Raw genomic sequence first — 23421 nt, 5'->3', positions numbered from 1 at the left:
TTGACTAGATTCTAGATTCTAGATTCTAGATCTACTTAATCATGCGCTTGTATTTCAAGCGGTGTGGCTCAACCACATCGGCGCCATAGGTGTTCTTCAACCATGCCGAGTATTCTGTGTAGTTACCTTCGTAGAAGTTCACTTGGCCTTCGTCGCGATAATCCAGAATGTGGGTCGCGATACGGTCGAGGAACCAACGGTCATGCGAAATCACCATAGCGCAACCTGGGAATTCCAGAATCGCTTCTTCCAGTGCGCGCAGGGTTTCAACGTCTAAGTCGTTAGTCGGTTCGTCGAGGAGTAACACGTTACCGCCCGCTTGCAACAGTTTGGCTAAATGCACGCGGTTACGTTCACCACCCGACAGAGTGCCGATGATTTTTTGCTGATCGCCACCACGGAAGTTGAAGCGGCCCACATAGGCGCGGCTCGGGATTTCCATGTTGTTGATACGCATGATGTCTTGACCACCGGAGATTTCTTCCCAAATGGTGTTTTTATCATTCATCGAATCGCGGAACTGCTCAACCGAGGCCAGTTGCACAGTTTCACCCAGCTCAATACTGCCGCTGTCTGGTTTTTCTGCGCCGGATAACATGCGGAACAGGGTCGATTTACCCGCGCCGTTGGCACCGATAATGCCGACGATTGCGCCCTTAGGAACTGAGAACGACAAGTTGTCGATCAAAACGCGGTCACCGTAAGACTTGGTCAGGTTATTCACTTCAATAACCTTGTCACCTAAACGTGGTCCGGGCGGAATAAACAGCTCGTTGGTTTCGTTACGTTTTTGGTAATCGTTAGTGTTCAGTTCTTCAAAGCGCGCCATACGAGCCTTGCCCTTAGACTGACGACCTTTGGCACCTTGACGTACCCATTCCAATTCCTTGGCAATGGTCTTTTGGCGAGCGCTTTCTGTGGCTGATTCTTGCTTCAGACGGGCATCTTTCTGCTCAAGCCATGAAGAATAATTACCTTCCCACGGAATACCTTCACCGCGGTCGAGTTCTAAAATCCAGCCAGCGGCATTGTCGAGGAAGTATCTGTCGTGGGTAATCGCGACCACAGTACCAGCATACTCCTGCAAGAAGTGCTCAAGCCAAGCCACGGATTCCGCATCCAAGTGGTTGGTCGGTTCGTCCAGTAGCAGCATTTCAGGCTTTTCAAGCAGCAAGCGACAAATCGCCACGCGGCGACGTTCACCACCGGATAACACTTCGATTTTCTCGTCCCAATCTGGCAGACGCAGGGCGTTAGCTGCGCGCTCAAGGATATGATCTAAGTTATGGGCATCTTGGGCTTGGATAATGGCTTCGAGTTCACCTTGCTCTTTGGCAAGGGCATCGAAATCGGCATCCGGCTCGGCGTAGGCTGCGTAAACGGCATCGAGGCGAGTTAGGGCATTTTTTGCCTCAGAGACGGCTTCTTCAATCGCTTCACGCACGGTTTGGGTTGGATCGAGTTTAGGTTCCTGCGGTAGGTAACCGATTTTCAATCCCGGCATTGGGCGCGCTTCACCTTCAATTTCGGTGTCGATACCCGCCATAATACGCAGTAGTGTCGACTTACCTGAACCGTTAAGGCCGAGTACACCAATTTTGGCGCCGGGGAAAAAGCTTAAAGAAATATCTTTAAGGATCTGCTTCTTAGGCGGAACAATTTTTCCCACCCGCAGCATGCTGTAAACAAACTGAGCCATTTTTCTCTATCTTAAGTGACTAATGATGCGGCTAATTCTACTCGATTGCACGCCGAACTCAACTCGACAATGAGCCAAGTTCAAGCTAAAACGCTAGGAATTTCATGTTTCAAATACTGGGATTGTGGTCGCGTTCCGAGTAGAATACCGCGCAACCCTACCTATAAGAATTGGCAGCTGGAGTAAGCAATGCTGAAAAAAGATATGAATATCGCAGATTATGATCCGGAACTGTTTAACGCAATTCAGAACGAAACTCTGCGTCAAGAAGAGCATATTGAGCTGATTGCTTCTGAAAACTACACCAGTCCACGCGTGATGGAAGCGCAAGGTTCACAGTTAACCAATAAGTACGCTGAAGGCTATCCAGGCAAGCGTTACTATGGTGGTTGTGAGTATGTGGACGTAGTTGAAACCTTAGCGATTGAACGTGCTAAACAACTGTTTGGCGCAACTTACGCTAACGTACAACCTCATTCAGGTTCACAGGCTAACAGCGCGGTTTACATGGCATTGTTAAAACCTGGCGATACCGTACTGGGCATGAACTTAGCCCACGGTGGTCACTTGACCCACGGTTCACCCGTTAACTTCTCTGGCAAACTGTACAACATCATTCCTTACGGTATCGACGAGTCTGGCAAAATTGACTACGACGAAATGGAACGTCTGGCCGTAGAACATAAGCCTAAGATGATGATCGGCGGTTTCTCTGCCTACTCAGGTATTGTTGATTGGGCAAAAATGCGTGAAATCGCAGACAAAATCGGTGCTTACCTATTTGTCGATATGGCGCACGTTGCCGGTCTTATTGCTGCTGGCGTTTATCCAAACCCAGTTCCACACGCACACGTTGTCACTTCAACGACTCACAAAACCTTAGCGGGTCCTCGTGGTGGCGTGATTTTGTCTGCTGCTGATGATGAAGACTTGTACAAAAAGTTGAACTCTGCAGTATTCCCCGGCGGTCAAGGTGGCCCATTAATGCACGTTATCGCCGGTAAAGCGGTGGCGTTCAAAGAAGCCCTAGAGCCAGAATTTAAAGTTTACCAACAGCAAGTGGTTAACAACGCTAAAGCTATGGTTGAAGTGTTCCTTGAGCGCGGTTACAAAATCGTCTCTGGCGGAACCAGCAACCACTTAATGCTAGTTGACCTGATTGGTCGTGACTTAACGGGTAAAGAAGCTGATGCCGCCTTAGGTAGCGCTAACATTACCGTGAACAAAAACTCAGTACCAAACGATCCACGTTCACCTTTTGTGACCTCAGGTGTACGTATCGGTACGCCAGCAATTACACGCCGCGGCTTTAAAGAAGCGGAATCGAAAGAGCTGACTGGCTGGATTTGTGACATCCTTGATGATGCAAACAATCCTGCTGTGATTGAGCGTGTTAAAGGCCAAGTATTGGCACTGTGCGCACGTTTCCCTGTTTACGGTTAATCTGTAAATAGTCTCCTTTTTGTGGTGCTGAGCCTAACAAGCATCAGGTGGTTAACCTCAGCCCATAAATAGGATAAAATCCCATGGCCGCATTAAGCGGCCATTTTTATTGCTAAAATCTTAGACTTAAACCAAACAGGCTAACCTTAGATAACATAGTAAAGCCAACGGCTTTACGTCATTCACTGGCAGGAGGCTCAATGCATTGTCCATTTTGCAGCGCGACAGATACTAAAGTCATCGATTCTCGATTAGTGGCGGAAGGCCATCAAGTGCGCCGTCGCCGAGAATGCACCGAATGCCATGAAAGATTTACCACCTTTGAAGGTGCCGAGTTAGTCATGCCTAGGGTGATTAAGCGCGATGGTTCACGCCAACCCTTCGATGAAGAAAAACTCCAAGGTGGCATGCTGCGCGCCGTTGAGAAACGCCCTGTGTCTATGGATGAAATCGAGCAAGCACTCAGTAAAATCAAATCTACCCTGCGCGCCACTGGCGAGCGAGAAGTGCCATCAGAAATGGTCGGTAACTTGATGATGGAGCAATTGATGAGCCTAGATAAAGTCGCCTATATACGTTTTGCTTCTGTGTACCGCGCCTTTGAAGACGTGTCTGAATTTGGTGAGGCCATCGCTAAACTGCAAAAGTAGTCATTGAGTTTTGTCGCCGACAAGGCAAACGTGTACGAGCGATTGGCGTGAAAGCACAAATTTAAAAGACAGGTTTGTAAGACTGGTGAAAGCCGAAACCTTTAACAACAGGGTTGAACATGAGCTTGAACATAAGTTGGTCCGTACTCGATATCCAAATGATGAGCCGCGCGATTCAATTAGCGCGCAAAGGCTTTTACACCACGAGACCCAATCCCAGTGTGGGCTGCGTTATCGTTAAAGATAACCAGATTGTCGGCGAAGGTTATCATCAAAAAGCGGGTGAGCCCCACGCCGAAGTGCATGCACTACGTATGGCAGGTGAGCACGCCCGCGGCGCAACGGCCTATGTCACCTTAGAGCCCTGCAGCCATTATGGCCGCACGCCGCCCTGTGCCTTGGTGCTGATCAATATTGGCGTCAAACGTGTGGTGGTGGCGGTGGAAGATCCTAATCCGCAAGTCGGTGGGCGCGGTATTCAAATGCTGCGCGACGCCGGTATTGAAGTGGATGTGGGATTACACCATGATGAAGCTTATGCCTTGAATTTAGGTTTTATGAAGCGGATGGAATCGGGTTTACCCAGAGTTACAGTCAAATTGGCTGCGAGTCTCGATGGTAAAACCGCGCTGTCTAACGGGGTATCTAAATGGATTACCGGCCCTGAATCTCGCCGCGACGTGCAGCGTTTACGCTTACGTTCCTGCGCCTTGGTCACTGGGATTGAAACCATATTGGCTGACGATCCCTCACTCAATGTGCGATATCAAGAACTTGGCGACATAAAAGACTGCGTAACTGAGGCGCAATTACTGCAGCCATTAAGGGTGATACTCGACAGTCGCGCCCGTTTGCCGCTATCGGCCGCCTGTTTGGCTATCGTATCGCCGATACTCTTGGTCTCGACCGTGGCTTATCCCGCAGAGTTTCAAGCACAATTGCCCTCCCATGTGAGTTGCCTAGTATTACCAGCAATTGCAGGTCGCGTATCTTTACCTGAACTATTAAGCTATTTAGGCCAAAGTTGTAATCACGTGCTGGTGGAAGCGGGGGCAACCTTAGCAGGCGCATTTTTAGCACAGGGGCTGGCTGATGAATTAGTGCTGTACCAAGCGATGAAAATCCTCGGCGGGCAAGGGCGTAATCTGCTGCAGCTACCCGATTATCAAACCATGGCGCAAATTCCTGCATTAACTTTGTTCGATGAGCGCAAATTAGGGCCAGATACCCGTTTAATCTTGAGCGTTAAGCCTGATACCTCTTTATCTAAATCGAATTGGAGCAGATAACCGTTTAACCTTGAGCGTTATGCTTGATACTTCTTTATTTAATTAGGGCAAGATAACCGTTAAACCTTGAGTCTTATGCCTTATTACTTCTTTATCGAATAAGTGAGTTAACCATGTTTACTGGGATTATTGAAGCCGTTGGCACCCTGCGAAAGCTTGAACGCAAGGGCGATGATATTCGTTTGACCGTGGCGAGCGGCAAACTGGATTTAAACGATGTGCGTTTAGGCGACAGTATTGCCACCAACGGTGTGTGTTTAACGGTTGTGCAGCAATTAGCCGACGGTTATGTGGCCGATGTTTCTGCCGAAACCGTGAGTCTAACTGGCTTTGCTAACTACAAAGTGGGCACTAAGGTAAATCTTGAAAAAGCCGTTACCCCAACCACACGTTTAGGCGGGCACATGGTCAGCGGCCATGTTGACGGTATTGCTATGGTTGAGCAACGCTTAGTGCGTGGTCAAGCCATCGAGTTTTGGTTAGCCGCCCCCGAAGAGCTTGGGCGTTACATTGCCCATAAAGGTTCCATCACCATTGATGGCGTGAGTTTGACGGTTAACGAAGTGGACGGTAGTCGATTCCGCCTGACCATAGTGCCGCATACCGCAGGTGAAACCACGTTAATCGACCTGCAAGCGGGCGATAAGGTGAATATCGAAGTGGATTTAATCGCCCGTTATCTTGAACGCTTGATGAATTATGATGGCAAAGACAGCAAGAGCGGTGGTGTCACCATGGAAATGTTAGCCCGTGCCGGCTTTGTGCGTTAGTGCACTGGTAATCGTACTGCTAAGGTATAGAATTTCATAACAACAGCAAAATCATAAGGTCCTACAATGGCGCTGCACAGTATAGAAGAGATCATCGAAGATATTCGTCAAGGCAAAATGGTTATTTTGATGGATGACGAAGACAGAGAAAACGAAGGTGATTTGATCATGGCGGCCGAAATGGTAACGCCAGAAGCGATTAACTTTATGGCGAAATATGGCCGTGGGCTTATTTGCCAGACTATGACTAAAGCCCGTTGCCAGCAGTTAAACCTACCCTTAATGGTGACGAATAACAACGCCCAGTTCTCGACTAACTTTACGGTTTCTATTGAAGCAGCCGAAGGCGTGACTACCGGTATTTCGGCCCACGACCGCGCGGTAACGGTAAAAGCGGCCGTGGCTAAAGAGGCTAAAGCGTCTGATTTAGTTCAACCTGGGCATATCTTCCCGTTAATGGCGCAGGACGGCGGCGTATTAACCCGCGCGGGCCACACTGAAGCGGGTTGTGATTTAGCCCGTCTTGCGGGGCTTGAGCCATCGGGCGTTATCGTTGAAATTTTGAATGAAGACGGCACTATGGCACGTCGCCCTGATTTAGAGATTTTCTCTGAGTTGCACGGCATCAAAATCGGCACTATCGCCGCATTAATCGAGTATCGCAACACCAAAGAAACTACGGTTGTGCGTGAAGCTAAATGCAAACTACCGACCCGTTTCGGCGAGTTCGACATGGTGACCTTCAGAGACACTATCGACAATCAACTGCACTTTGCCTTAGTCAAAGGCGAGGTGAAGAGTGATTGTTTGGTACGCGTGCATTTGCAAAATACCTTCAACGATTTACTCCACTCAGAGCGTGATCAGCAACGCAGCTGGCCACTCGAAAAAGCGATGGAGCGTATTTCTGCAGAAGGTGGTGTATTGGTTTTACTCGGGAATCAAGAACATCCCTGTGAAATCCTCTCTAAGGTGAAAGCCTTTGAAGCTGAAGATCAAGGCCAAGCGCCTGCTTCTGCAAAATGGCAGGGGACGTCGCGCCGTGTGGGTGTGGGGTCGCAAATCCTCGCCAGCCTTGGCGTGACTAAGATGCGCTTACTCAGCTCGCCTAAACGTTATCATTCACTTTCGGGCTTTGGCCTTGAAGTGACTGAGTATGTGGCAGACTGAAATCCAAAGTTACACTAAAGTAAAATTAACAATTTCTGATAATTTGCATAGGGCTCTGGGCAATTGGCTGTGATATCATGTCGCCACTTTTCGCCCCGAGCTGGGTGCTTTAGCTAAATTAGGTAAGATAATGAACGTAGTTCAAGGTAATATCGAAGCGAAAAATGCCAAAGTTGCGATTGTAATTTCGCGTTTCAACAGCTTTTTAGTTGAGAGCTTGCTTGAAGGTGCACTTGACACGCTGAAACGTTTTGGCCAAGTCAGCGACGACAATATCACTGTTGTCCGTGTACCAGGTGCGGTTGAGTTGCCGCTAGCTGCGCGTCGCGTAGCTGCCAGTGGTAAATTCGACGGTATTATCGCATTAGGTGCGGTGATCCGTGGTGGTACTCCTCATTTTGATTTTGTTGCAGGCGAATGTAATAAAGGTCTAGCTCAAGTTGCTTTAGAATTTGATCTGCCTGTTGCTTTCGGTGTTTTGACCACTGATACCATTGAACAAGCGATTGAACGTTCAGGTACCAAAGCGGGTAACAAAGGCGGCGAAGCTGCTTTAAGCCTGCTTGAAATGGTCAATGTTCTGCAAGAACTTGAACAACAGTTGTTATAGTAGGAAAAATAATGAAGCCTTCTGAGCGCCGCAAGGCCCGCCGTTTAGCCGTTCAAGCCATCTATTCATGGCAACTAAGCGGGAATAATATTGCCGATGTCGAGCATGAGTTTTTAACTGAACAAAGTCTCGACGGTGTTGATGTAGCTTATTTTCGTGAGCTATTTTCAGGCGTTGCAACGAAGAAAACCCAATTGGATGAGCTGATCATCCCGCATCTGGAACGCCCGATTGATGAGGTGTCTCCAGTTGAGAAAGCCATAGTTCGTTTAGCGACCTATGAGCTGACTTTCCGTAAAGATGTGCCCTACAAGGTCGCGATTAACGAAGCGATTGAGTTGGCAAAAGCTTTCGGTGCGGACGAGAGTCATAAGTTTGTGAACGGACTGCTCGACAAACTGGTTGCACGCAAGTAATAAAGACAAACGGTATCTTAGGATACCGTTTTTCATTGCTAACAAAGGTGGCCGATGTAAGTCGTGCCAAACTGTACAGTGAAAGAATTCCAATTAATTGAATGTTATTTTAGCAACCGCGGCCCCACTCGCCGTGATGTGAAGCTTGGCATCGGTGACGATTGCGCTTTAGTGCAACCCGCAGAAAACAAGTCGATTGCTATCTCCTGTGACACCTTAGTCGAAAATGTCCACTTCTTCCCCGATATGCCTCCTGCTGCCTTAGGTTACAAAGCCTTAGCGGTAAATTTATCTGATCTGGCTGCCATGGGTGCTGAACCTGCGTGGATGACGCTTGCCTTGACGTTACCCGCAGTCGATGAAACTTGGCTCAGTGGTTTTAGCGAAGGTTTATTTGAAGCGGCCGATTACTACGGCATTGCCTTAATTGGCGGCGATACGACGCGTGGCCCACGGGCGATTAATATCACAGTGCACGGCCAAGTCCCACAGGGGAAGGCCCTCACGCGTCATGGTGCTAAAGCCGGTGATTGGATTTATGTCACGGGCACGCTCGGAGATTCGGCCTTAGGCCTGGATATCATTCGCGGTGCGCAGCAAGCCAGAGCCGAACATAAAGAATTCCTGATTAATCGCCATTATCGTCCAACACCAAGAGTCTTAGCCGGCCAAGCTTTGCGCTCGCTTGCCTCCAGCGCAATCGATCTTTCCGACGGGTTTATCTCGGATATCGGTCATGTGCTTAAGGCTTCGGCAGTCGGTGCGGTTGTCGATGTTAATTGCATCCCGCTGTCACGCGCGATGCAAGATACCGTCAGCGAGGAAAGTGCTTTAGGTTATGCGCTGACAGGGGGCGAAGATTACGAATTGCTGTTCACCGTTCCTGAGGCGCAAAAAGGCGCACTGGAAACTGCCTTGAGCCATGCAGGAGCAAAGTTTGTTCGTGTTGGACAAATTTGTGCGGGCAGTAAGCTCAAGTTGCAACTCAATGGCGAGCCGTTTACACCGCCTTATCACGGTTTCGAGCACTTTTAAGCTAAGAGCATGTTAATGAAATGGTTGTCAAAGGATCAGGTGCTAACGCGCCTGTCATTAAAAAATCCTGTCCACTTTTTGGCACTTGGATTTGGTAGCGGACTCGCCGCTAAAGCGCCCGGAACCTTTGGTACCTTAGCTGCTATTCCCCTCTATTTATTGATGGCGCCCTTACCACTTGCTTGGTATATCGGCTTAACTTTAGTGGGTGTATTCGCAGGATTCTATATCTGTGGTAAAGCGGCGCAAGACATGGGGGTTCACGATCACGGTGCTATTGTGTGGGATGAAGTGGTTGGGCTACTGATCACTATGCTAGCGGCACCAAGTGGTTGGGGTTGGTTGTTAGTGGGCTTTGGTTTATTTCGCTTTTTCGACATCATCAAACCTTGGCCTATTCGGTGGCTCGATGCCAAAGTTCATGGTGGCTTTGGCATTATGATTGACGATGTGTTAGCGGGCGTGTTTTCGTTTATTTCTCTGCAAGGGCTAGTCTGGTGTGTTAGCTAACATTTTCGCTAGTCTGACATGATAGCTAATTTAACTTGTTAGTTAACATGGGCAACAACTAACCCTTACTCTTGATTTTGCATTTTTCTGATTGAAGCTTGATTGAAGGGATTCGCTGCTTATCCCTTTTCTGTTTGATTCTACTATTGCAGCAGTTCCCTTGCGTTCGCTAGGGTATTGCTGGTGATAGTATCGCCACCTAACAGCCTTGCCAGCTCTTGAATGCGTTGCTCACGATCGAGCGACTTCATCGTGGTCTCAGTACTGCCCGCCTTATTAAATTTATCGACGAACATGTGTTGATGACCATTGCCCGCAACTTGCGGCAAGTGAGTCACGCACAGTACTTGGGTCGATTCCCCTAAGCTACGTAACATGCGGCCCACCACTGCGGCGGTGGGTCCGGAAATCCCGACATCCACCTCATCGAAAATTAATGTCGGCGTGGCAACTTTCTTCGCGGTAATCACTTGGATACCTAAGCCTATCCGTGAAAGTTCACCGCCAGATGCGACTTTCGAAATCGGTTGCAAGGGTTGGCCAGGGTTAGTGGTGACCATAAATTCGATATTGTCACTGCCATTGGCTGACATTTGCTCTGGGTTGAAATTGACTTCGATAGTAAATTTACCCTTTGGCATATTCAGTTCGTGGATTGACTGAGTCACGAGTTTGTCGAGTTCTTTGGCATATCGAGCGCGGCTTTGACTGAGCTTTTGTGCGTTGCTAAGGTAAGCGGCTCTGCTGGCATCGACCTGCAATTGAATTTCTTCGAGCTTGCTTTCGTCACTGTCTAAGGTGCTCAGTTCTGCCTTTAATGCTAAATGATGTTCGGCCAGTTTATTTGGGCTGACATGGTGCTTACGCGCCAGTTGCATGGCTTTTGATAGCCGTTCTTCTAAATAGGCGAAATGGGTTGGATCGAGTTCAAGCTTACTCAAATAGTGCTGTAATTCGCCTGCGCTTTCTTGCACTTGGATTAATGCATCATTGAGCATAGTGTTGATATTGCTTAATGCAGGATCGTAGCTTTGCAGATCTTCGGCGAGGGAAACCACTCGGTTGAGCAGTGACTCTATGTTGTTTTCTTCGCCCTCAGTGAGTATATCTAGACTCGCCTGACAGGTATCAATCAACTCAGTGCCATTGGCCAGACGTTTGTGCTCTTGCTCAATTTCATCGAACTCATCGACTTTAAGATCAAACTCATCGAGTTCTTCTACTTGATATTGCACTAATTGCTTACGGGCAATACGTTCATGTTGGGAGGCTTCAAGCTGTTTTAGATCGGCCTCAATTTGTTTGCAGCGTTGAAAACTGGCGGCAACCGTATCGATAAGCAATCTGTGGTTGGCATAACTGTCGAGCAGGGTGAGTTGGTGTTCACTTTTTAACATTGCATGGTGCGCATGTTGGCCGTGAATACCGATGAGCAACTGACCCAGTAATTTGAGTTGCGTCAGCGGCACTGGATTCCCATTGATATAGGCGCGTGAACGGCCATCGCTACCAATAGTTCGACGTAGGATACACTCATCATCGAGTTCAAGATCGTTATCTTCTAACCAACGTTTTGCCAGTGGAATATCATCCAAGGAAAAGCGGGCGCTGACCTCGGTTTTATTGGCTCCTGGGCGAACACTGCTGGCATCGGCGCGATTGCCTAGGCACAGGCCTAACGCATCGATGGCGATCGATTTACCTGCACCGGTTTCACCTGTGATGCTGGTCATACCGGGGCGAAAATCCAGTTCTAAAAAACGGACGATAGCGAAGTTATTAATGCTGAGTTGGCAAAGCATAGTGAATTCCTGTCGAAAAACTTACCAAACCACTGTATTGATAAACAGTATATACTGATTTTATATACAGTAAAGTGGCTTGGGTAAATAATCGGCATTATTGGCAGTAAATATTTTTAATTAACTGATTATGCGTGGGTTCTTACTAAGCTTTCTAAGATAGGCAAACTAAAGAAAGTAACTAAGGTGCCAAATAGAATGCCCTGAGCACTGGTTGAAGCCTGAGTATTATAACGCTGGGCGAGTAAGTACACGCTAGCGGCTGTGGGCAGTGCGCTCAAGATCACGCCCATGATCAGGTAGTCACCACTGACTCCAAAACGGTTAAGCATAAAGTAGACGAGTGCCGGTTGGATAGCCAGCTTGAAGAGGTTGATAAGGCTCAGTTCGATAAAATTCTTGGGGCTAAATACGCTGCTATCTTTCTGGTAGCGCATCGCTTTGGCGAGTACCATGCCGATAGCAAATAGGGCGCAGGGGCTTGAGGTATTGCCAATTTGCTGGATCATTAGCGCCAGCCCAGAAGGTAGTTTTATCTCTAGCGCCGAAATGCTGACACCAATTAAGCTACCAATAACGATAGGGTTTTTACCGACCGCCATCGCCATTATGACTAAGGCGTGGTGTTGTCTTTGTGTGTTTGTGGCCAGTTCCATCGAGACTAAGGCGACGGCAAACATCAGCACGGATAATAAGCTGGCAATCGCAGCGGCGACTAAGGCGCTTTGCTGCTGCGGAAAGAGGATGATGAGTAGTGGAATACCAATAAATGCGGTATTACCAAAGGTAGCATTGAGGGCTCGAATAGCGGCAACCGCATGCTGTTTAGGGTTAGCAAGCAGCGAGAGCCCAAGGCAGACAAGATAAGTGATCACCATAGCCGTGCTGTAGCCCGCAATAAATCCCCATTGCAAAATCTTACCAATCGGCTGCTGCGCGAGGGCAATAAGCATGATCGCGGGGAATGCAATATAGTACACATATTGGTTTAGCACTTGGTCCGTATCAACGGGCAAGAGTTTTAATTTTTGCACTAGTGTGCCGAGCAACATGATCCCGAAGACGGCAAACAGAGGGGTTAAAATGGTCATTTCCCTCACTCATCCTTACGATTTAATTTGAATAAACTCAGCCATCACCGTCATTTCTTCTATCGCTATGATTTTATGTGGGCGCTTGCCTTTTTTATGTCACTTTAGAGCCAGAACTAGCGCCAGCGCAGTAAAACTTGCCACAAAATAACATATCATTTCAGTCTAAGGCTATTGCGCTATGGTCGTATAAGTGGATTAATTGATGTTTAAAAAAACAATGACTTAGCGTACGCTGTGATTGTTGATGACTTTATATAGTGCCTAAAGTGGGCTGCTAGAACAGAATTAGGATATGCAATGAGTGATGATTTAGGCGCTGAACTACAACTTGTCTATCTTTTTGTGCATTTAGTCAATGCGGGCAGTTTTTCGCAGGCGGCGAAGGAGCTTGATATGCCCATTGCCACAGTGAGCCGCAAGTTAGCTAAGTTGGAAGAGAAGCTCGATAAACAGCTCTTTATGCGCAGTACCCGCAAGTTACGATTGACGGAGGAAGGGCTGGCACTCTTTCAACGCTACCAGAGTGTGGTTGCTCAATTTGATGAACTGAGTGGTTTAGGCTGCGATAAACCCGAGGGAACCTTGCGTATTGCCGCGCCGATTTCGATTATTTCCATCGTGTTTATTCAAGCTTTAAATGAATTTGGCCGCCTATATCCCGATATCCGTTTGCACATTTCCCAGAGCAATGAGTTAGTGGATTTGATCGACAAGGGCATAGATGTGGCGATTGTCGGCGGGGCTCAGCCTGATTCTTCTTGGGTGTCGAGTACCTTAGGCGAGCTGGATTATTGCCTGTTTGCCACGCCAGAATATTTGGCTCAGGCACCTAAACTTGAGCATCCCGATGATCTTGAAGCCCATCAACTGATAAAAGTCTGGCCGCTGTTTAATTGGCATTTAAAGCATCCGAGCGGTGAGTCTTTTTATTTTAATGGCCCAACTAAGCTGACCCTCACGGATTTACACGGTGCGATTCAGGCGACCTTAGGCCATGGCGGGATCTTGTATGGTCCCGAACTATTTGTAAAACAGCAGATTAAAGAAGGGAAACTTAAAGTATTATTGCCAGAATGGATTGGCGAGCAGAGGCGGATTTCGATTTTATATCATCAACGCAGCCAGCAGCCGCTAAAGGTCAGAGTCTTTATTGAGTTTATGCAGTCAAAGGCGCCAGAGTTATTCTCTATGCGTTGATTTAACGAGGGGAACGAATGCTTAACGTCTTTTAGGTTTTACCGTGTTTTTGCTCATGGTATTTTGCGTTTGTTTCGCGTCTTGCAGGCTGGAGCGTGTCGCGGGTAATATGCCGAGTTCTAAGAAGTATCCCACTAAACGCCGCAGTTCGAATAAAGAACCGATACGCTGTTGATCTTTGATGGTCAGTTTCCAACTGTCGGTTCGTCCTTCGCTATTGGTTAAGACAAATCCTTGATAAACAATCTTTCTCATTGGAATAACTCAATATTGGCTGATAGAACTTGCTAGCTTTGGTCTTACTCGTTTTGGGGCTTGCTTGAGCGTGATTGCAGTCGAGACTAGAGGTTTATTGTTTAGAAACATTGTTTAGACATATTGTTTAGAAACATTGTTTAGACATATTGTTTAGACATATTGTTTAGACATATTGTTTAGACATATTGTTTAGACATATTGTTTAGACATATTGTTTAGAAACATTGTTTAGACGTACTGTTTAGGAAGAATAAGGGTGCTTGAGTTGCCCCAAGCACCCATCAATTAAGCGACGCTGATGCCGATATTTGATACGCCAGCTTCGATAATGTCTTTGCGTAAACCTTTAACCAGTTCCGCTGTGATCTTGGGATTTTCTTCGATAATTTCCAGCAGAGAATTTTGTAACTCTTTTTCTTCTTCCATAACTTCATGGGCAAAAACGAAATCATCTAATGCTTCATCGACTAATTCGACATCGCTGATGGCTTCGATATAGTTAGCCACAGTGCTCGATGACAGTTTGCTGATATTGACTATATCTTCTTCAATCTTACCTTGAATCGCACCCAACAAGGTTGATATGGCGACCACAGCATCCATGGCTGGATAGACGCCATAAGCTTCAAAATCAGCGGGTTCTGGGGTGTTATCTTCAAGACGTTGCAAATGCACATCGATATTGAATTTAAGCTTAGGATCGTACAGGGATTGCCACAGTAGCTCTAATGCAGTGCTCAATACAGCAGGGTCACCAAACTCACAGACTTCGGAAAACAGTTGATAGTTGGGCAACATGCGTTGGCAAAGTGCAGTGGCGAAGAGTTGTTTTTGTGGCAGTGTTAACGCCTTAAGACGTTTAAAGAAGCCCGATTTTTTGGTCATCTGTTATTTCCGCTGATAGCTGTGATATCACTTGATTTGCCGCAGATTCTACCTTAGTTAACTCATCAAGTAACTCTAGTATTTCGGGTTCGAGATCTTCGACCGCTGTTTCACGTTTTAGCGCCGATTCAATTTCTTGGCATAGTCTTTGGGTTGTAGGCACGCCGCAGTAGCAGCTCGCACCATGTAGTTTATGGATTGTACTGAGCATGACGGGATGATCGTTTTGACTCAGCGCCGTCTGAATCGTCGAAACGGTTTGTGGCAAGGAGTCGAGCAACATTCTCAGCATGTCTAAGGCGAGATCGGCCTTATGATTAGCTTGGGTTAAGCATAAATCCCAGTTCAGCGTATGCAGGTCAAAATGGGTGAATTTGGGGCGAGTGATCCAGCGATGGATCACGTCTTTGAGCGCCGCTTCATCAATAGGTTTAGGCAAATATCCATCCATACCACTGCCTAAAATCAGCTCGCGTTCTTCAGCAATCGCATGGGCCGTTACGGCAATAATTGGCGTGTTACGGTTCATTGAGCCTTGGCGAATTTGCTTAGTGGCGCTGATGCCATCTGTGCCTGGCATCTGAATATCCATAAAAATCAAATCGAAGGTGCGTGTCTTCGCCTGTTTAACCGCTTCATCGCCACTGTTGACCGCGATAACCGTCGTCACTAACTCACTGAGCAAGGTGTCGATTAGCTTTAAGTTGGCAAAGTTATCATCCACCGCCAGTACGGTTAAGGATTGGCGCGCAGCCGGAGTGGCTATGGTCACTGGGGCTATGATGTCGTATTCCATCGGTGGATAGAGTAAGTTGCGGGCAAGCTGTTGCTCACTCACGGGCAGAGACAATACCACATCGGCATTCGGGCGGATAAATTGGGTTAAGGCATCCTGTTCTTGGCAATCGTATAGCACCACAAGGCAATCAGTTTTGGTCTTCGCCAAGTTAAGTGTATTTACCAGTTGTGCTGCATCGCTAAAACCATGGCAACTCAAGAGAACATAGTCGTATGGCGCTTCGGCCGTGTTGAGCGTGGTCAGCAAACTTGGGATATGCTGATGGTGGGTGACTTTGGTATCCCATTGATTCAATTGGCGACTCAAGACAGCATGAGTCAGCACGCGTGGCTCGTAAAACAGTATGGTTTTGTCTTTGAGTTTTTCGAGCGGCAGTGAGTCACCAATTTGGAACTGACCTAAGCCGAGCGGCAAACTGAACCAGAAGTTTGAGCCTTTCTCTGGGGATGAGGTAAAGCCGATTTGGCCGCCCATTTGATTTACTAAACGCTTAGTGATCACTAAACCTAAGCCTGTGCCACCAAAGCGGCGGGAAATCGACGAATCGGCTTGGCCAAAGGCTTGGAATAAAAAGTCCTGCTGGCTTTCATCGATACCAATACCGGTATCGACCACATCACAGCGCAGTACTACCTGTTCTTCCGACTGGCTTTGCAGTTCGATTTTGACCATCACGCTGCCAGAGTCAGTGAATTTAATCGCGTTACCGACCAAGTTATTGATGATTTGGCACACGCGCATGGCATCGCCATTAACATTGTCGGGCACGTTAGGGGCGATATCGACAACCAGTTCTAGGCCCTTGGCCTGAGCGCTGCCCGAGATTAGCGTGATGGTATCGCCTATGGTTTCCCTCAGACCGAAGGGCATGTTTTCCAACACCATTTTACCGGCTTCGAGTTTAGAAAAATCGAGAATATCGTTGATGATGCCTAGCAGGTTAGTGGCACTGCGCTCAATGGTCTTGATGTAATCCACTTGGCTCGAATGCAATGGTGTTTTGACTAATTGCCGCGCAAAACCGATAGCGCCATTGAGCGGCGTACGTAACTCGTGGGACATGTTGGCTAAGAATTCTGATTTAATTCGGCTGGCTTCTAAGGCACGTTTTTTCGCTAAATCTAACTCGACGTTTTGGATTTCAATCTGCTCTAAGGTTTCCCGCAGATCCGACGTGGCTTGGTCGATATTTTGCTGCATCTCATCATGGTATTCCGATAGCGACCCTGCCATGGCATTGATGCCGCGTTTGAGTAGGTCCAGCTCTCCAATCAAGTTGCCATCTAAGCGGGCGTCCAATTTACCTTCACGGATTTTAGCGACGACGCGCACCATCTCGGTAATGGGCTGAGTGACGTTTTTCACCAGCCGGAAAGTGAACAGTAAGTTCAACTGTACTCCGATCAACACGATAATAAAGGCGGCGACCGCGGCTCTATGCTGCTCGAGTAAGGCACGTTCTTTATTGATTATGATGGAGATATAACCTAAGAGCTGACCTCCGTCTGTCTGAATATCGTAATTGGCGGGGGCGGCACTGGGCCCGGTGGAGAAAATCGGTGTCCGTAAAATCAGACTGTCTCCCACATGCTCTATTTCGGTTTTATGCAGTGTGCTGAGGGCTTCTTTATAACGCATAATTTCAAAATCTTTGTGGTAGTGCGAGGTCACAAAGAGTTGATTATTGGCGTCGAAAATCGCGATGGATTTCACTAAGGTGGATTTGTTGAGCTGCGCCGCGGCGAGTAAGCGTTTGGTCGCCTCGCGATCATTGGCCATTAAACCGATTTCACTGGCAATCGACAGCGGCTCGATAATATTGCTGCCCTGTTCGACGAGCGTATCTTCAAGCTCATAAAAACGATTTATGGTAAAGTAGCTGCCCAGAAGGATACCGACCAAGATTGTTGGCGCGAGCGCCAGCACAAGAACCCAAGAACGTAGGCTGTATTTGGTCATGTTGTTGACTGGGTTCATAGCAGCGGCGGTGTTTCCTGTAACAGAGACTAAGATAATTTTATAAGACTGCCAGAAAGAGGGCGGTCTTTGCCAGTATTTTATTGATTTAGAGGCCGAAATGGCGCAATTTTTTAAAGCAAAACCAAATAGTTCCAAACAGTTGTCGGCTAAGTTATCACTGAGCGTGGATCAGCTCGATCACTTAGGCGCAGGTATAGCACAACATCAAGGTAAAGTCGTGTTTATCCCTGGCGCTTTGCCCGATGAAACCGTGACGGTACAGCTCACCGAGCAAAAGAAAAATTATGCCCGTGCCAAGTTGATTAAAGTCGATTCATCAAGCCCTGAGCGCGTTACGCCCGAGTGTCTACATTATCACACCTGCGGTGGCTGCGACTTACAGCATATGTCATTAGCTAGCCAGCGGGAGCATAAAGAAGCCGCGCTGCTGGATATTATGGCGAAGTTTGCTGGCACAGAAGGCGGAGCTTTATCGCCCGCATTAACGGGGGAAGGCTGGCATTATCGTCGCCGCGCCCGTCTTGCAACTTTATTTGATAAAAATACCAAGCACTTAAGCTTAGGTTTTCGTGCCGCCAGTAGCAGCAATGTGGTGCCAATCAGCCAGTGTCTGGTGTTAGCTAAGCCGTTATCGGACTTGATCGTCCCCTTTGCTAAGTTGCTGAACCAATTGTCGGCTAAAGCCAGCTTAGGCCATCTTGAGTTGATTGCCGCCGATAATGGTCATTTCGCTGTGCTGCGGATCACTAAGGCGCTAAATGATAAAGATCTCGCTAAGTTGTCAGCCTTTGCCGAGCAGCATCAGATCCATATTTGTTTGCAGGACAACGAAGGCCAATTCCAAGGCGTCGGCGCTGAGTTAGTATTACCGGTTTATCAGCTGTTAGATGACAAAGCTGAGTCGGATGCGGTGAGTTTAAGTTTTACCCCAGGTAACTTTGTGCAAGTGAATGGACAAATTAACAAGGCCATGGTCGCTCAAGCGATGGATTGGTTAGCGCCAGCGCCAGATGAGCGCATTTTGGATTTGTTCTGCGGCATGGGTAATTTCAGTTTGCCCTTAGCGAAAATGGGCGCTGATGTGATTGGCGTCGAAGGGGTTGCCGAAATGGTGACTCAGGCTCGCGTGAACGCGAAAGCCAACAATCTTGATAAACTGACCTTTTACCATGGCGACTTAAGCGCGGATTTATCCCTTGAGCCTTGGATGGGTAAAATTGATAAATTACTGCTCGATCCTGCCCGTGCGGGTGCGTTTGAAAGCTTGCAATGGTTGAAGAAAATGAAGCCGCGCAAAGTCGTGTATGTTTCTTGTAATCCTGCGAGCTTGGCCCGCGATAGCGCTGTACTGTTAGAGCGCGGTTACCGCTTACAGCAGTTGGGACTTATCGACATGTTCCCACAAACACATCATATCGAAGCCATGGCACTGTTTGAATTAACCAAGTAATTTGCGCTGGCAAAGTAAGCAAAGCGTTTGAATAACGTAAAAAATGTGATTATTACGTCGGTTGGGTTTGACAAGTTCGCGCCAATGCTGAAGATAGGAGAGCTGAAGTGGTGCCCACTTTCTCTCTGAGCACGGATAAGGAAATAAATTAGATGGTCTCTGTTCGCGAAGCGCACTTTAATGATCCCGATTTTCACTTAGAAGATTGGGTGGCTCGCTATGTCGGTCATGCCGATGAAGCGCAGATGCTGCTCTCCTTGATAGGGCAGATTGACGCCTTACCCGCCAAGAGTCCTGCGGCGAAGAGAGAACTGCTCGAACGTGCTCGAGAGATGATTGAAATCCTCGCACCGCTGAACATGGACATTGAAACCCTGCAAGCGGCGATTCTGTTTGTGGTGTTCGATGCTGGGTTACTGACCGAAGACGCCATCAAAGAAAAATTTGGTGAGCCGCTGGCGCGTTTAGTGGCGAGCGTTGTGACCATGAATGCCATCGGCGCCTTAAAAATCAATCCCAATAGTCGCTCCACCGAGCCGCAAATCGACAATATCCGCCGCATGTTATTGGCTATGGTTGAAGATGTGCGCGCTGTGGTGATTAAGCTTGCTGAGCGTGTGTGTTTGCTGCGGGCGGTGAAAAATGCCGATGAAGAAACTCGCGTGCTGTTGGCCCGCGAAATTGCCGATATTTATGCGCCGCTGGCTAACCGTTTAGGGATTGGGCAATTGAAGTGGGAGCTGGAAGATATTTCTTTTCGCTACTTGCATCCTGATACCTACAAAGACATCGCTAAGCAATTAGATGGCAAACGACTGGACCGTGAAGTCTTTATCGATAAGTTTGTCAGCCAGTTGCAACAAAGATTAGATGAAGATCAAATTCGTGCTAAGGTCTACGGCCGGCCGAAACATATCTACAGTATCTGGCGCAAGATGAAGGGCAAGCACCTCAAATTTGATGAGTTGTTTGACGTGCGCGCCGTGCGTATCGTGACTGAGCGTTTACAGGATTGTTATGGTGCATTAGGTGTTGTGCATACGCTTTGGCACCATATTCCGCGGGAATTTGACGACTATGTCGCTAACCCTAAACCTAACGGTTATCAATCGATTCATACCGTAGTGGTGGGGCCTGAGGGCAAAACCGTTGAAATTCAAATTCGTACCCAAGACATGCATGAAGATGCAGAACTGGGTGTGGCCGCGCATTGGAAATATAAAGAAGGCAATCATTCCGGTAAGCAAAGCGGCTACGAAGAAAAAATTAACTGGCTGCGTAAAATTCTGCAATGGCAGGAAGACGTGGTCGAAAGTGGCAATTTGGTCGAAGAAGTGCGCAGCCAAGTGTTTGAAGACAGAGTCTATGTGTTCACCCCAAGCGGTGAAGTTGTCGACTTGCCACTGGGCTCAACCGTGCTCGACTTTGCCTATTACATTCACTCCCAAGTGGGACACAAATGTATTGGTGCTAAGGTCGATGGCCGTATTGTGCCGTTCATTTATCAGGTTGAAACGGGCGAGCGTATCGAGATCATCACCTCGAAACAGCCCAACCCCAAGCGCGATTGGCTTAACCCTAACTTAGGTTATATCCGTACTTCACGGGCGCGTTCGAAAATTCAGCATTGGTTTAAGCAGCAGGACAGAGACAAGAATATTGTCGCCGGCAAAGAAATGCTCGAATCTGAATTGGCGCGGGTGAGCCTTAAAATTAAAGACGCGGCCATCGCGGTCGAGCGCTTTAATATGGCGAGCATGGATGACTTACTGGCGGCCATTGGCGGCGGTGATGTGCGTCTGCATCAAGTGGTTAACCATATTCAAAGCCGTCTGCGACTCGACGAAGTGTCAGAAGAAGATGCGGTCGAAGAATTAGTTAAGAAAGGCCAACACAAACCGACATCCAGTGGCCGTGGTCAGGTTGAAGTCAACGGTGTGGGTAACTTGCTTAACCATATTGCCCGTTGTTGTCAGCCAGTTCCCGGTGATGAGATCTTAGGTTTTATCACTAAGGGCCGTGGCATTTCTGTGCATCGCGCTGATTGTGAACAAGTTAAAGAGTTAATGCGGGTTCACCCAGAGCGCGGCGTCGATGTGGTCTGGGGCGAAAATTACTCCGGCGGTTATCGCATGCGTCTGCGGGTATTGGCCCACGATCGCAGTGGCTTATTGCGTGACTTAACCTCAGTGCTGGCGGCCGAAAAATCCAATGTATTAGCCATGAGCTCTTCATCGGATACTAAAAACCAGACAGCTGCGATTGAGTTGGAACTAGAGCTTTATAATCTCGATGGTTTATCGCGGGTGTTATCGAAACTGACTCAAGTCGATAGCGTGATCGAGGCAAGACGGCTTTAAGGTTAGCGATGCCTTTCGGCGCGAGCGATATCTAGAAGCCATCTAGAAGCCATCTAGAAGCAAGAGATAAAGGATTGGGGCGGTAGGGAGGCTGTTCATCGTTCTGAGCAATGGTTTGCCATGGCATTTGCTCGTCGACGCGGTGAATAGAAACCTAGGGTTTCTGAGCTTATGAACGAGAGCCATGGTCGTTCTCATGTATCCCTGCATTGCACGACATTCAGGCGTCCTGCCTATCAGATGGCGAGCTGGCAGTTAAACAGGGATGTTGTTCAAGTCCTCCGTGGATGCTCGACCGCCCCGTCTGATGTGAAAGGATTCACAAATGCCGCGATGGCATGGATGCCAAAAAGCGGCCATAGGGCGGACGGTCGTCTCGCAAATCACCATGGCGCACCTTTCGAGCGCTTGCGTAACCAGTAGGTTCTAAAGACTAGATCTAATCTTAACGATTATAGGCACCACTCTATTGGACAGAAGTGAGCTACGTTTTGCGCGAAATCATCTTCATTTCGGATAAAAAAACAATTCTAAGCGCAGAATCGTCGGCCATGATGCGCTTAAGGATGCAATGCTTGGCTTGAGGCTTTACCTTTACACCATTTGCCGCTGTTGTGCTGCTTTTTAAACTCGCACATGCTATCCCATCGACCACTTATGCCACTGTATTGACGGCGAAACTCTTTGGCTGAAGTGAGCCACGCATCGGGCGAAATGCCTAATTCATTGAGCAGTTTCGGCCGTTCATTATCGATATAGCCTTTTTTATCAAGGCGCATAGCTCGTCCCGTCCAATCTATTAATTCAAGATAATCAGCAAAATGAAACGGAATACCCGTTTGCTGACTCAGAAGTGTTGAACCATCAAATTTTGCGAGGGCTTTATGCGGTTTTTGCTGTAGGTTATCTGCGGTAGTTTTGGCCAGTTGGAGCGCGTTGATATGAGGATTAAGTGCATTCACGCGCTCCTGAATCGATGTAAAATCAGAGGATTGTAAAGAGTCGGCAATCCCTGCTCGAATAGGATTTAAATCGACATACATCATGCAGGCCAGTAGTGCTTGCTCATCTAACAGCGCTTGCGACTTAAAACGCCCCTCCCAAAAGGCGCCTTTACACTCATCTTCACGATTGGCTTTACGGGCAATTTCTTCATTTAAACAACGCATAAACCAAGAGATACTGCTCAGTCGCTCATGCCACTCGGCGAGTAATGCATCAAGTAACATCACTTCACCGTCGATTAAAGCATCACCATTCATATACTTAGTGGCGACAGCATGGCCTTTAGTGATTTGACACCAGCGACTGATAATATCTTTTTGCGTTAACGATTTGGCCTTGTCGACATCAATTTTAAGCACTAAATGATAGTGATTACTCATCACCGCATAGGCGCAAATATCAATGCAGAAAATCGCAGATAATACCTTGATTTTATCAACAATCCAGCCGCGACGATGCTCATAACTGCGACCTGACAGTCTATCTTCACCGCACAGAAAAGCCCTTCGAACACAGCGATTTATCACATGATAGAAAGGCGTCACATTAGCATCAATTAGCTGTCTTCTGGCTGAGGTCATAGCAAACTCCAAACAGACAAAAGCAAGATAATGTAAAGCCTAGTAGAGGAGTGCGCAAAACACAAAAGATGTGGCTGTCCTTTTTACTGTTACTGTTACATTAGCATCAATTAGCTGTCTTCTGGCTGAGGTCATAAGACGCTCCAAAACGACAAAAGCAAGATAATGTAAAGCCTAGTAGAGGAGTGCGCAAAACACAAAAGATGTGGCTGTCCTCTCTATCTTCGCTGTCCTCTCTATCTTCTCAATAGCAAAAACTGCTTCTAGTTCAAACAGTAGCGATTCTACCCACGGTGTTTTTCAAGATAGTTGTCACTCTTTGTTTAAATATTAAGCTGCATTTATTACGCCTTCTTCTGGTGCCTTATCTGGGTTGAGTGTTACAGCGCCAACCGCTTCACAATTTCTGATCTCTGTA

At 47.6% G+C, this 23421-nt stretch carries 19 protein-coding genes; 12 read left to right on the top strand and 7 right to left on the bottom strand.

Going from position 1 to position 23421, the window contains the following annotated elements:
* Window positions 1–31 precede the first annotated feature (31 nt).
* On the bottom strand, window positions 32–1699 hold the full coding sequence (gene ettA / locus K5Q99_RS13350) for an energy-dependent translational throttle protein EttA (RefSeq protein ID WP_106651246.1): 1668 nt from the start codon (window positions 1697–1699) through the stop codon (window positions 32–34).
* A gap of 189 nt (window positions 1700–1888) precedes the next feature.
* On the opposite strand from ettA, the gene glyA reads away from it, so the two are divergent.
* The 9 genes from glyA to K5Q99_RS13305 all read left to right on the top strand — a co-directional run bounded on the left by glyA (window position 1889) and on the right by K5Q99_RS13305 (window position 9592).
* Window positions 1889–3142: a serine hydroxymethyltransferase gene (gene glyA, locus K5Q99_RS13345; RefSeq protein WP_106651245.1), complete on the top strand. Its 1254-nt coding sequence runs from the start codon at window positions 1889–1891 to the stop codon at window positions 3140–3142.
* A 200-nt stretch (window positions 3143–3342) separates the two neighbouring features.
* Entirely contained in the window at window positions 3343–3792 is a 450-nt protein-coding gene (gene nrdR, locus K5Q99_RS13340; protein WP_006082643.1) for a transcriptional regulator NrdR, read from the top strand.
* Between the two features lie 119 nt (window positions 3793–3911).
* On the top strand, window positions 3912–5081 hold the full coding sequence (gene ribD, locus K5Q99_RS13335; RefSeq protein ID WP_220777140.1) for a bifunctional diaminohydroxyphosphoribosylaminopyrimidine deaminase/5-amino-6-(5-phosphoribosylamino)uracil reductase RibD: 1170 nt from the start codon (window positions 3912–3914) through the stop codon (window positions 5079–5081).
* A 113-nt stretch (window positions 5082–5194) separates the two neighbouring features.
* Window positions 5195–5851 carry a riboflavin synthase gene (locus K5Q99_RS13330; RefSeq protein WP_220777139.1) on the top strand — a complete coding sequence of 219 codons (657 nt, stop codon included), beginning with the start codon at window positions 5195–5197 and terminating at the stop codon, window positions 5849–5851.
* 66 nt (window positions 5852–5917) lie between these two features.
* A complete protein-coding gene (gene ribBA / locus K5Q99_RS13325; protein ID WP_006082640.1) occupies window positions 5918–7021 on the top strand; it encodes a bifunctional 3,4-dihydroxy-2-butanone-4-phosphate synthase/GTP cyclohydrolase II in 1104 nt (367 codons plus the stop codon).
* Window positions 7022–7151: 130 nt separating this feature from the next.
* Entirely contained in the window at window positions 7152–7631 is a 480-nt protein-coding gene (gene ribH / locus K5Q99_RS13320) for a 6,7-dimethyl-8-ribityllumazine synthase (protein WP_006082639.1), read from the top strand.
* A gap of 11 nt (window positions 7632–7642) precedes the next feature.
* On the top strand, window positions 7643–8047 hold the full coding sequence (gene nusB, locus K5Q99_RS13315; RefSeq protein ID WP_006082638.1) for a transcription antitermination factor NusB: 405 nt from the start codon (window positions 7643–7645) through the stop codon (window positions 8045–8047).
* Between the two features lie 78 nt (window positions 8048–8125).
* The gene (thiL, locus tag K5Q99_RS13310) at window positions 8126–9082 is read left to right on the top strand and encodes a thiamine-phosphate kinase (protein WP_220593061.1); all 957 of its coding nucleotides are present in this window, start codon (window positions 8126–8128) and stop codon (window positions 9080–9082) included.
* Window positions 9083–9097: 15 nt separating this feature from the next.
* A complete protein-coding gene (locus K5Q99_RS13305; RefSeq protein WP_220777138.1) occupies window positions 9098–9592 on the top strand; it encodes a phosphatidylglycerophosphatase A family protein in 495 nt (164 codons plus the stop codon).
* 143 nt (window positions 9593–9735) lie between these two features.
* Here K5Q99_RS13305 and recN read toward each other — a convergent pair whose 3' ends face one another.
* Window positions 9736–11394, bottom strand: coding sequence for a DNA repair protein RecN (gene recN, locus K5Q99_RS13300; RefSeq protein ID WP_220777137.1), 1659 nt, complete (start codon window positions 11392–11394; stop codon window positions 9736–9738).
* A 128-nt stretch (window positions 11395–11522) separates the two neighbouring features.
* Entirely contained in the window at window positions 11523–12485 is a 963-nt protein-coding gene (locus tag K5Q99_RS13295) for an AEC family transporter (RefSeq protein WP_220777136.1), read from the bottom strand.
* Window positions 12486–12785: 300 nt separating this feature from the next.
* Here K5Q99_RS13295 and K5Q99_RS13290 point away from each other — a divergent pair, with 300 nt between their 5' ends.
* The gene (locus tag K5Q99_RS13290; RefSeq protein ID WP_126492526.1) at window positions 12786–13685 is read left to right on the top strand and encodes a LysR family transcriptional regulator; all 900 of its coding nucleotides are present in this window, start codon (window positions 12786–12788) and stop codon (window positions 13683–13685) included.
* 21 nt (window positions 13686–13706) lie between these two features.
* Here the strand turns inward: K5Q99_RS13290 and K5Q99_RS13285 are convergent, their stop codons facing one another.
* From K5Q99_RS13285 to barA, 3 genes are all read right to left on the bottom strand, one after another.
* Window positions 13707–13940 (bottom strand): DUF3319 domain-containing protein, encoded by a 234-nt coding sequence (locus tag K5Q99_RS13285; protein WP_106651239.1) that lies wholly within the window; start codon window positions 13938–13940, stop codon window positions 13707–13709.
* 288 nt (window positions 13941–14228) lie between these two features.
* A complete protein-coding gene (locus K5Q99_RS13280) occupies window positions 14229–14828 on the bottom strand; it encodes a YjaG family protein (RefSeq protein WP_220777135.1) in 600 nt (199 codons plus the stop codon).
* Window positions 14803–17604: a two-component sensor histidine kinase BarA gene (gene barA, locus K5Q99_RS13275; RefSeq protein WP_220777134.1), complete on the bottom strand. Its 2802-nt coding sequence runs from the start codon at window positions 17602–17604 to the stop codon at window positions 14803–14805. Before barA ends, K5Q99_RS13280 begins: the two co-directional genes overlap by 26 nt.
* A 100-nt stretch (window positions 17605–17704) precedes the next feature.
* Here barA and rlmD point away from each other — a divergent pair, with 100 nt between their 5' ends.
* Together rlmD and relA are read left to right on the top strand one after the other, a co-directional pair.
* Window positions 17705–19057 carry a 23S rRNA (uracil(1939)-C(5))-methyltransferase RlmD gene (gene rlmD / locus K5Q99_RS13270; protein WP_220777133.1) on the top strand — a complete coding sequence of 451 codons (1353 nt, stop codon included), beginning with the start codon at window positions 17705–17707 and terminating at the stop codon, window positions 19055–19057.
* Between the two features lie 152 nt (window positions 19058–19209).
* Window positions 19210–21417, top strand: coding sequence for a GTP diphosphokinase (relA, locus tag K5Q99_RS13265; protein ID WP_220777132.1), 2208 nt, complete (start codon window positions 19210–19212; stop codon window positions 21415–21417).
* A gap of 560 nt (window positions 21418–21977) precedes the next feature.
* Here the strand turns inward: relA and K5Q99_RS13260 are convergent.
* Window positions 21978–23003, bottom strand: coding sequence for a transposase (locus K5Q99_RS13260; RefSeq protein WP_220777131.1), 1026 nt, complete (start codon window positions 23001–23003; stop codon window positions 21978–21980).
* Window positions 23004–23421: the final 418 nt, after the last annotated feature.

Source organism: Shewanella hafniensis, assembly GCF_019655335.1.
GTDB lineage: Bacteria > Pseudomonadota > Gammaproteobacteria > Enterobacterales > Shewanellaceae > Shewanella > Shewanella hafniensis.
This window is presented reverse-complemented; position numbering and strand designations above follow the sequence as displayed.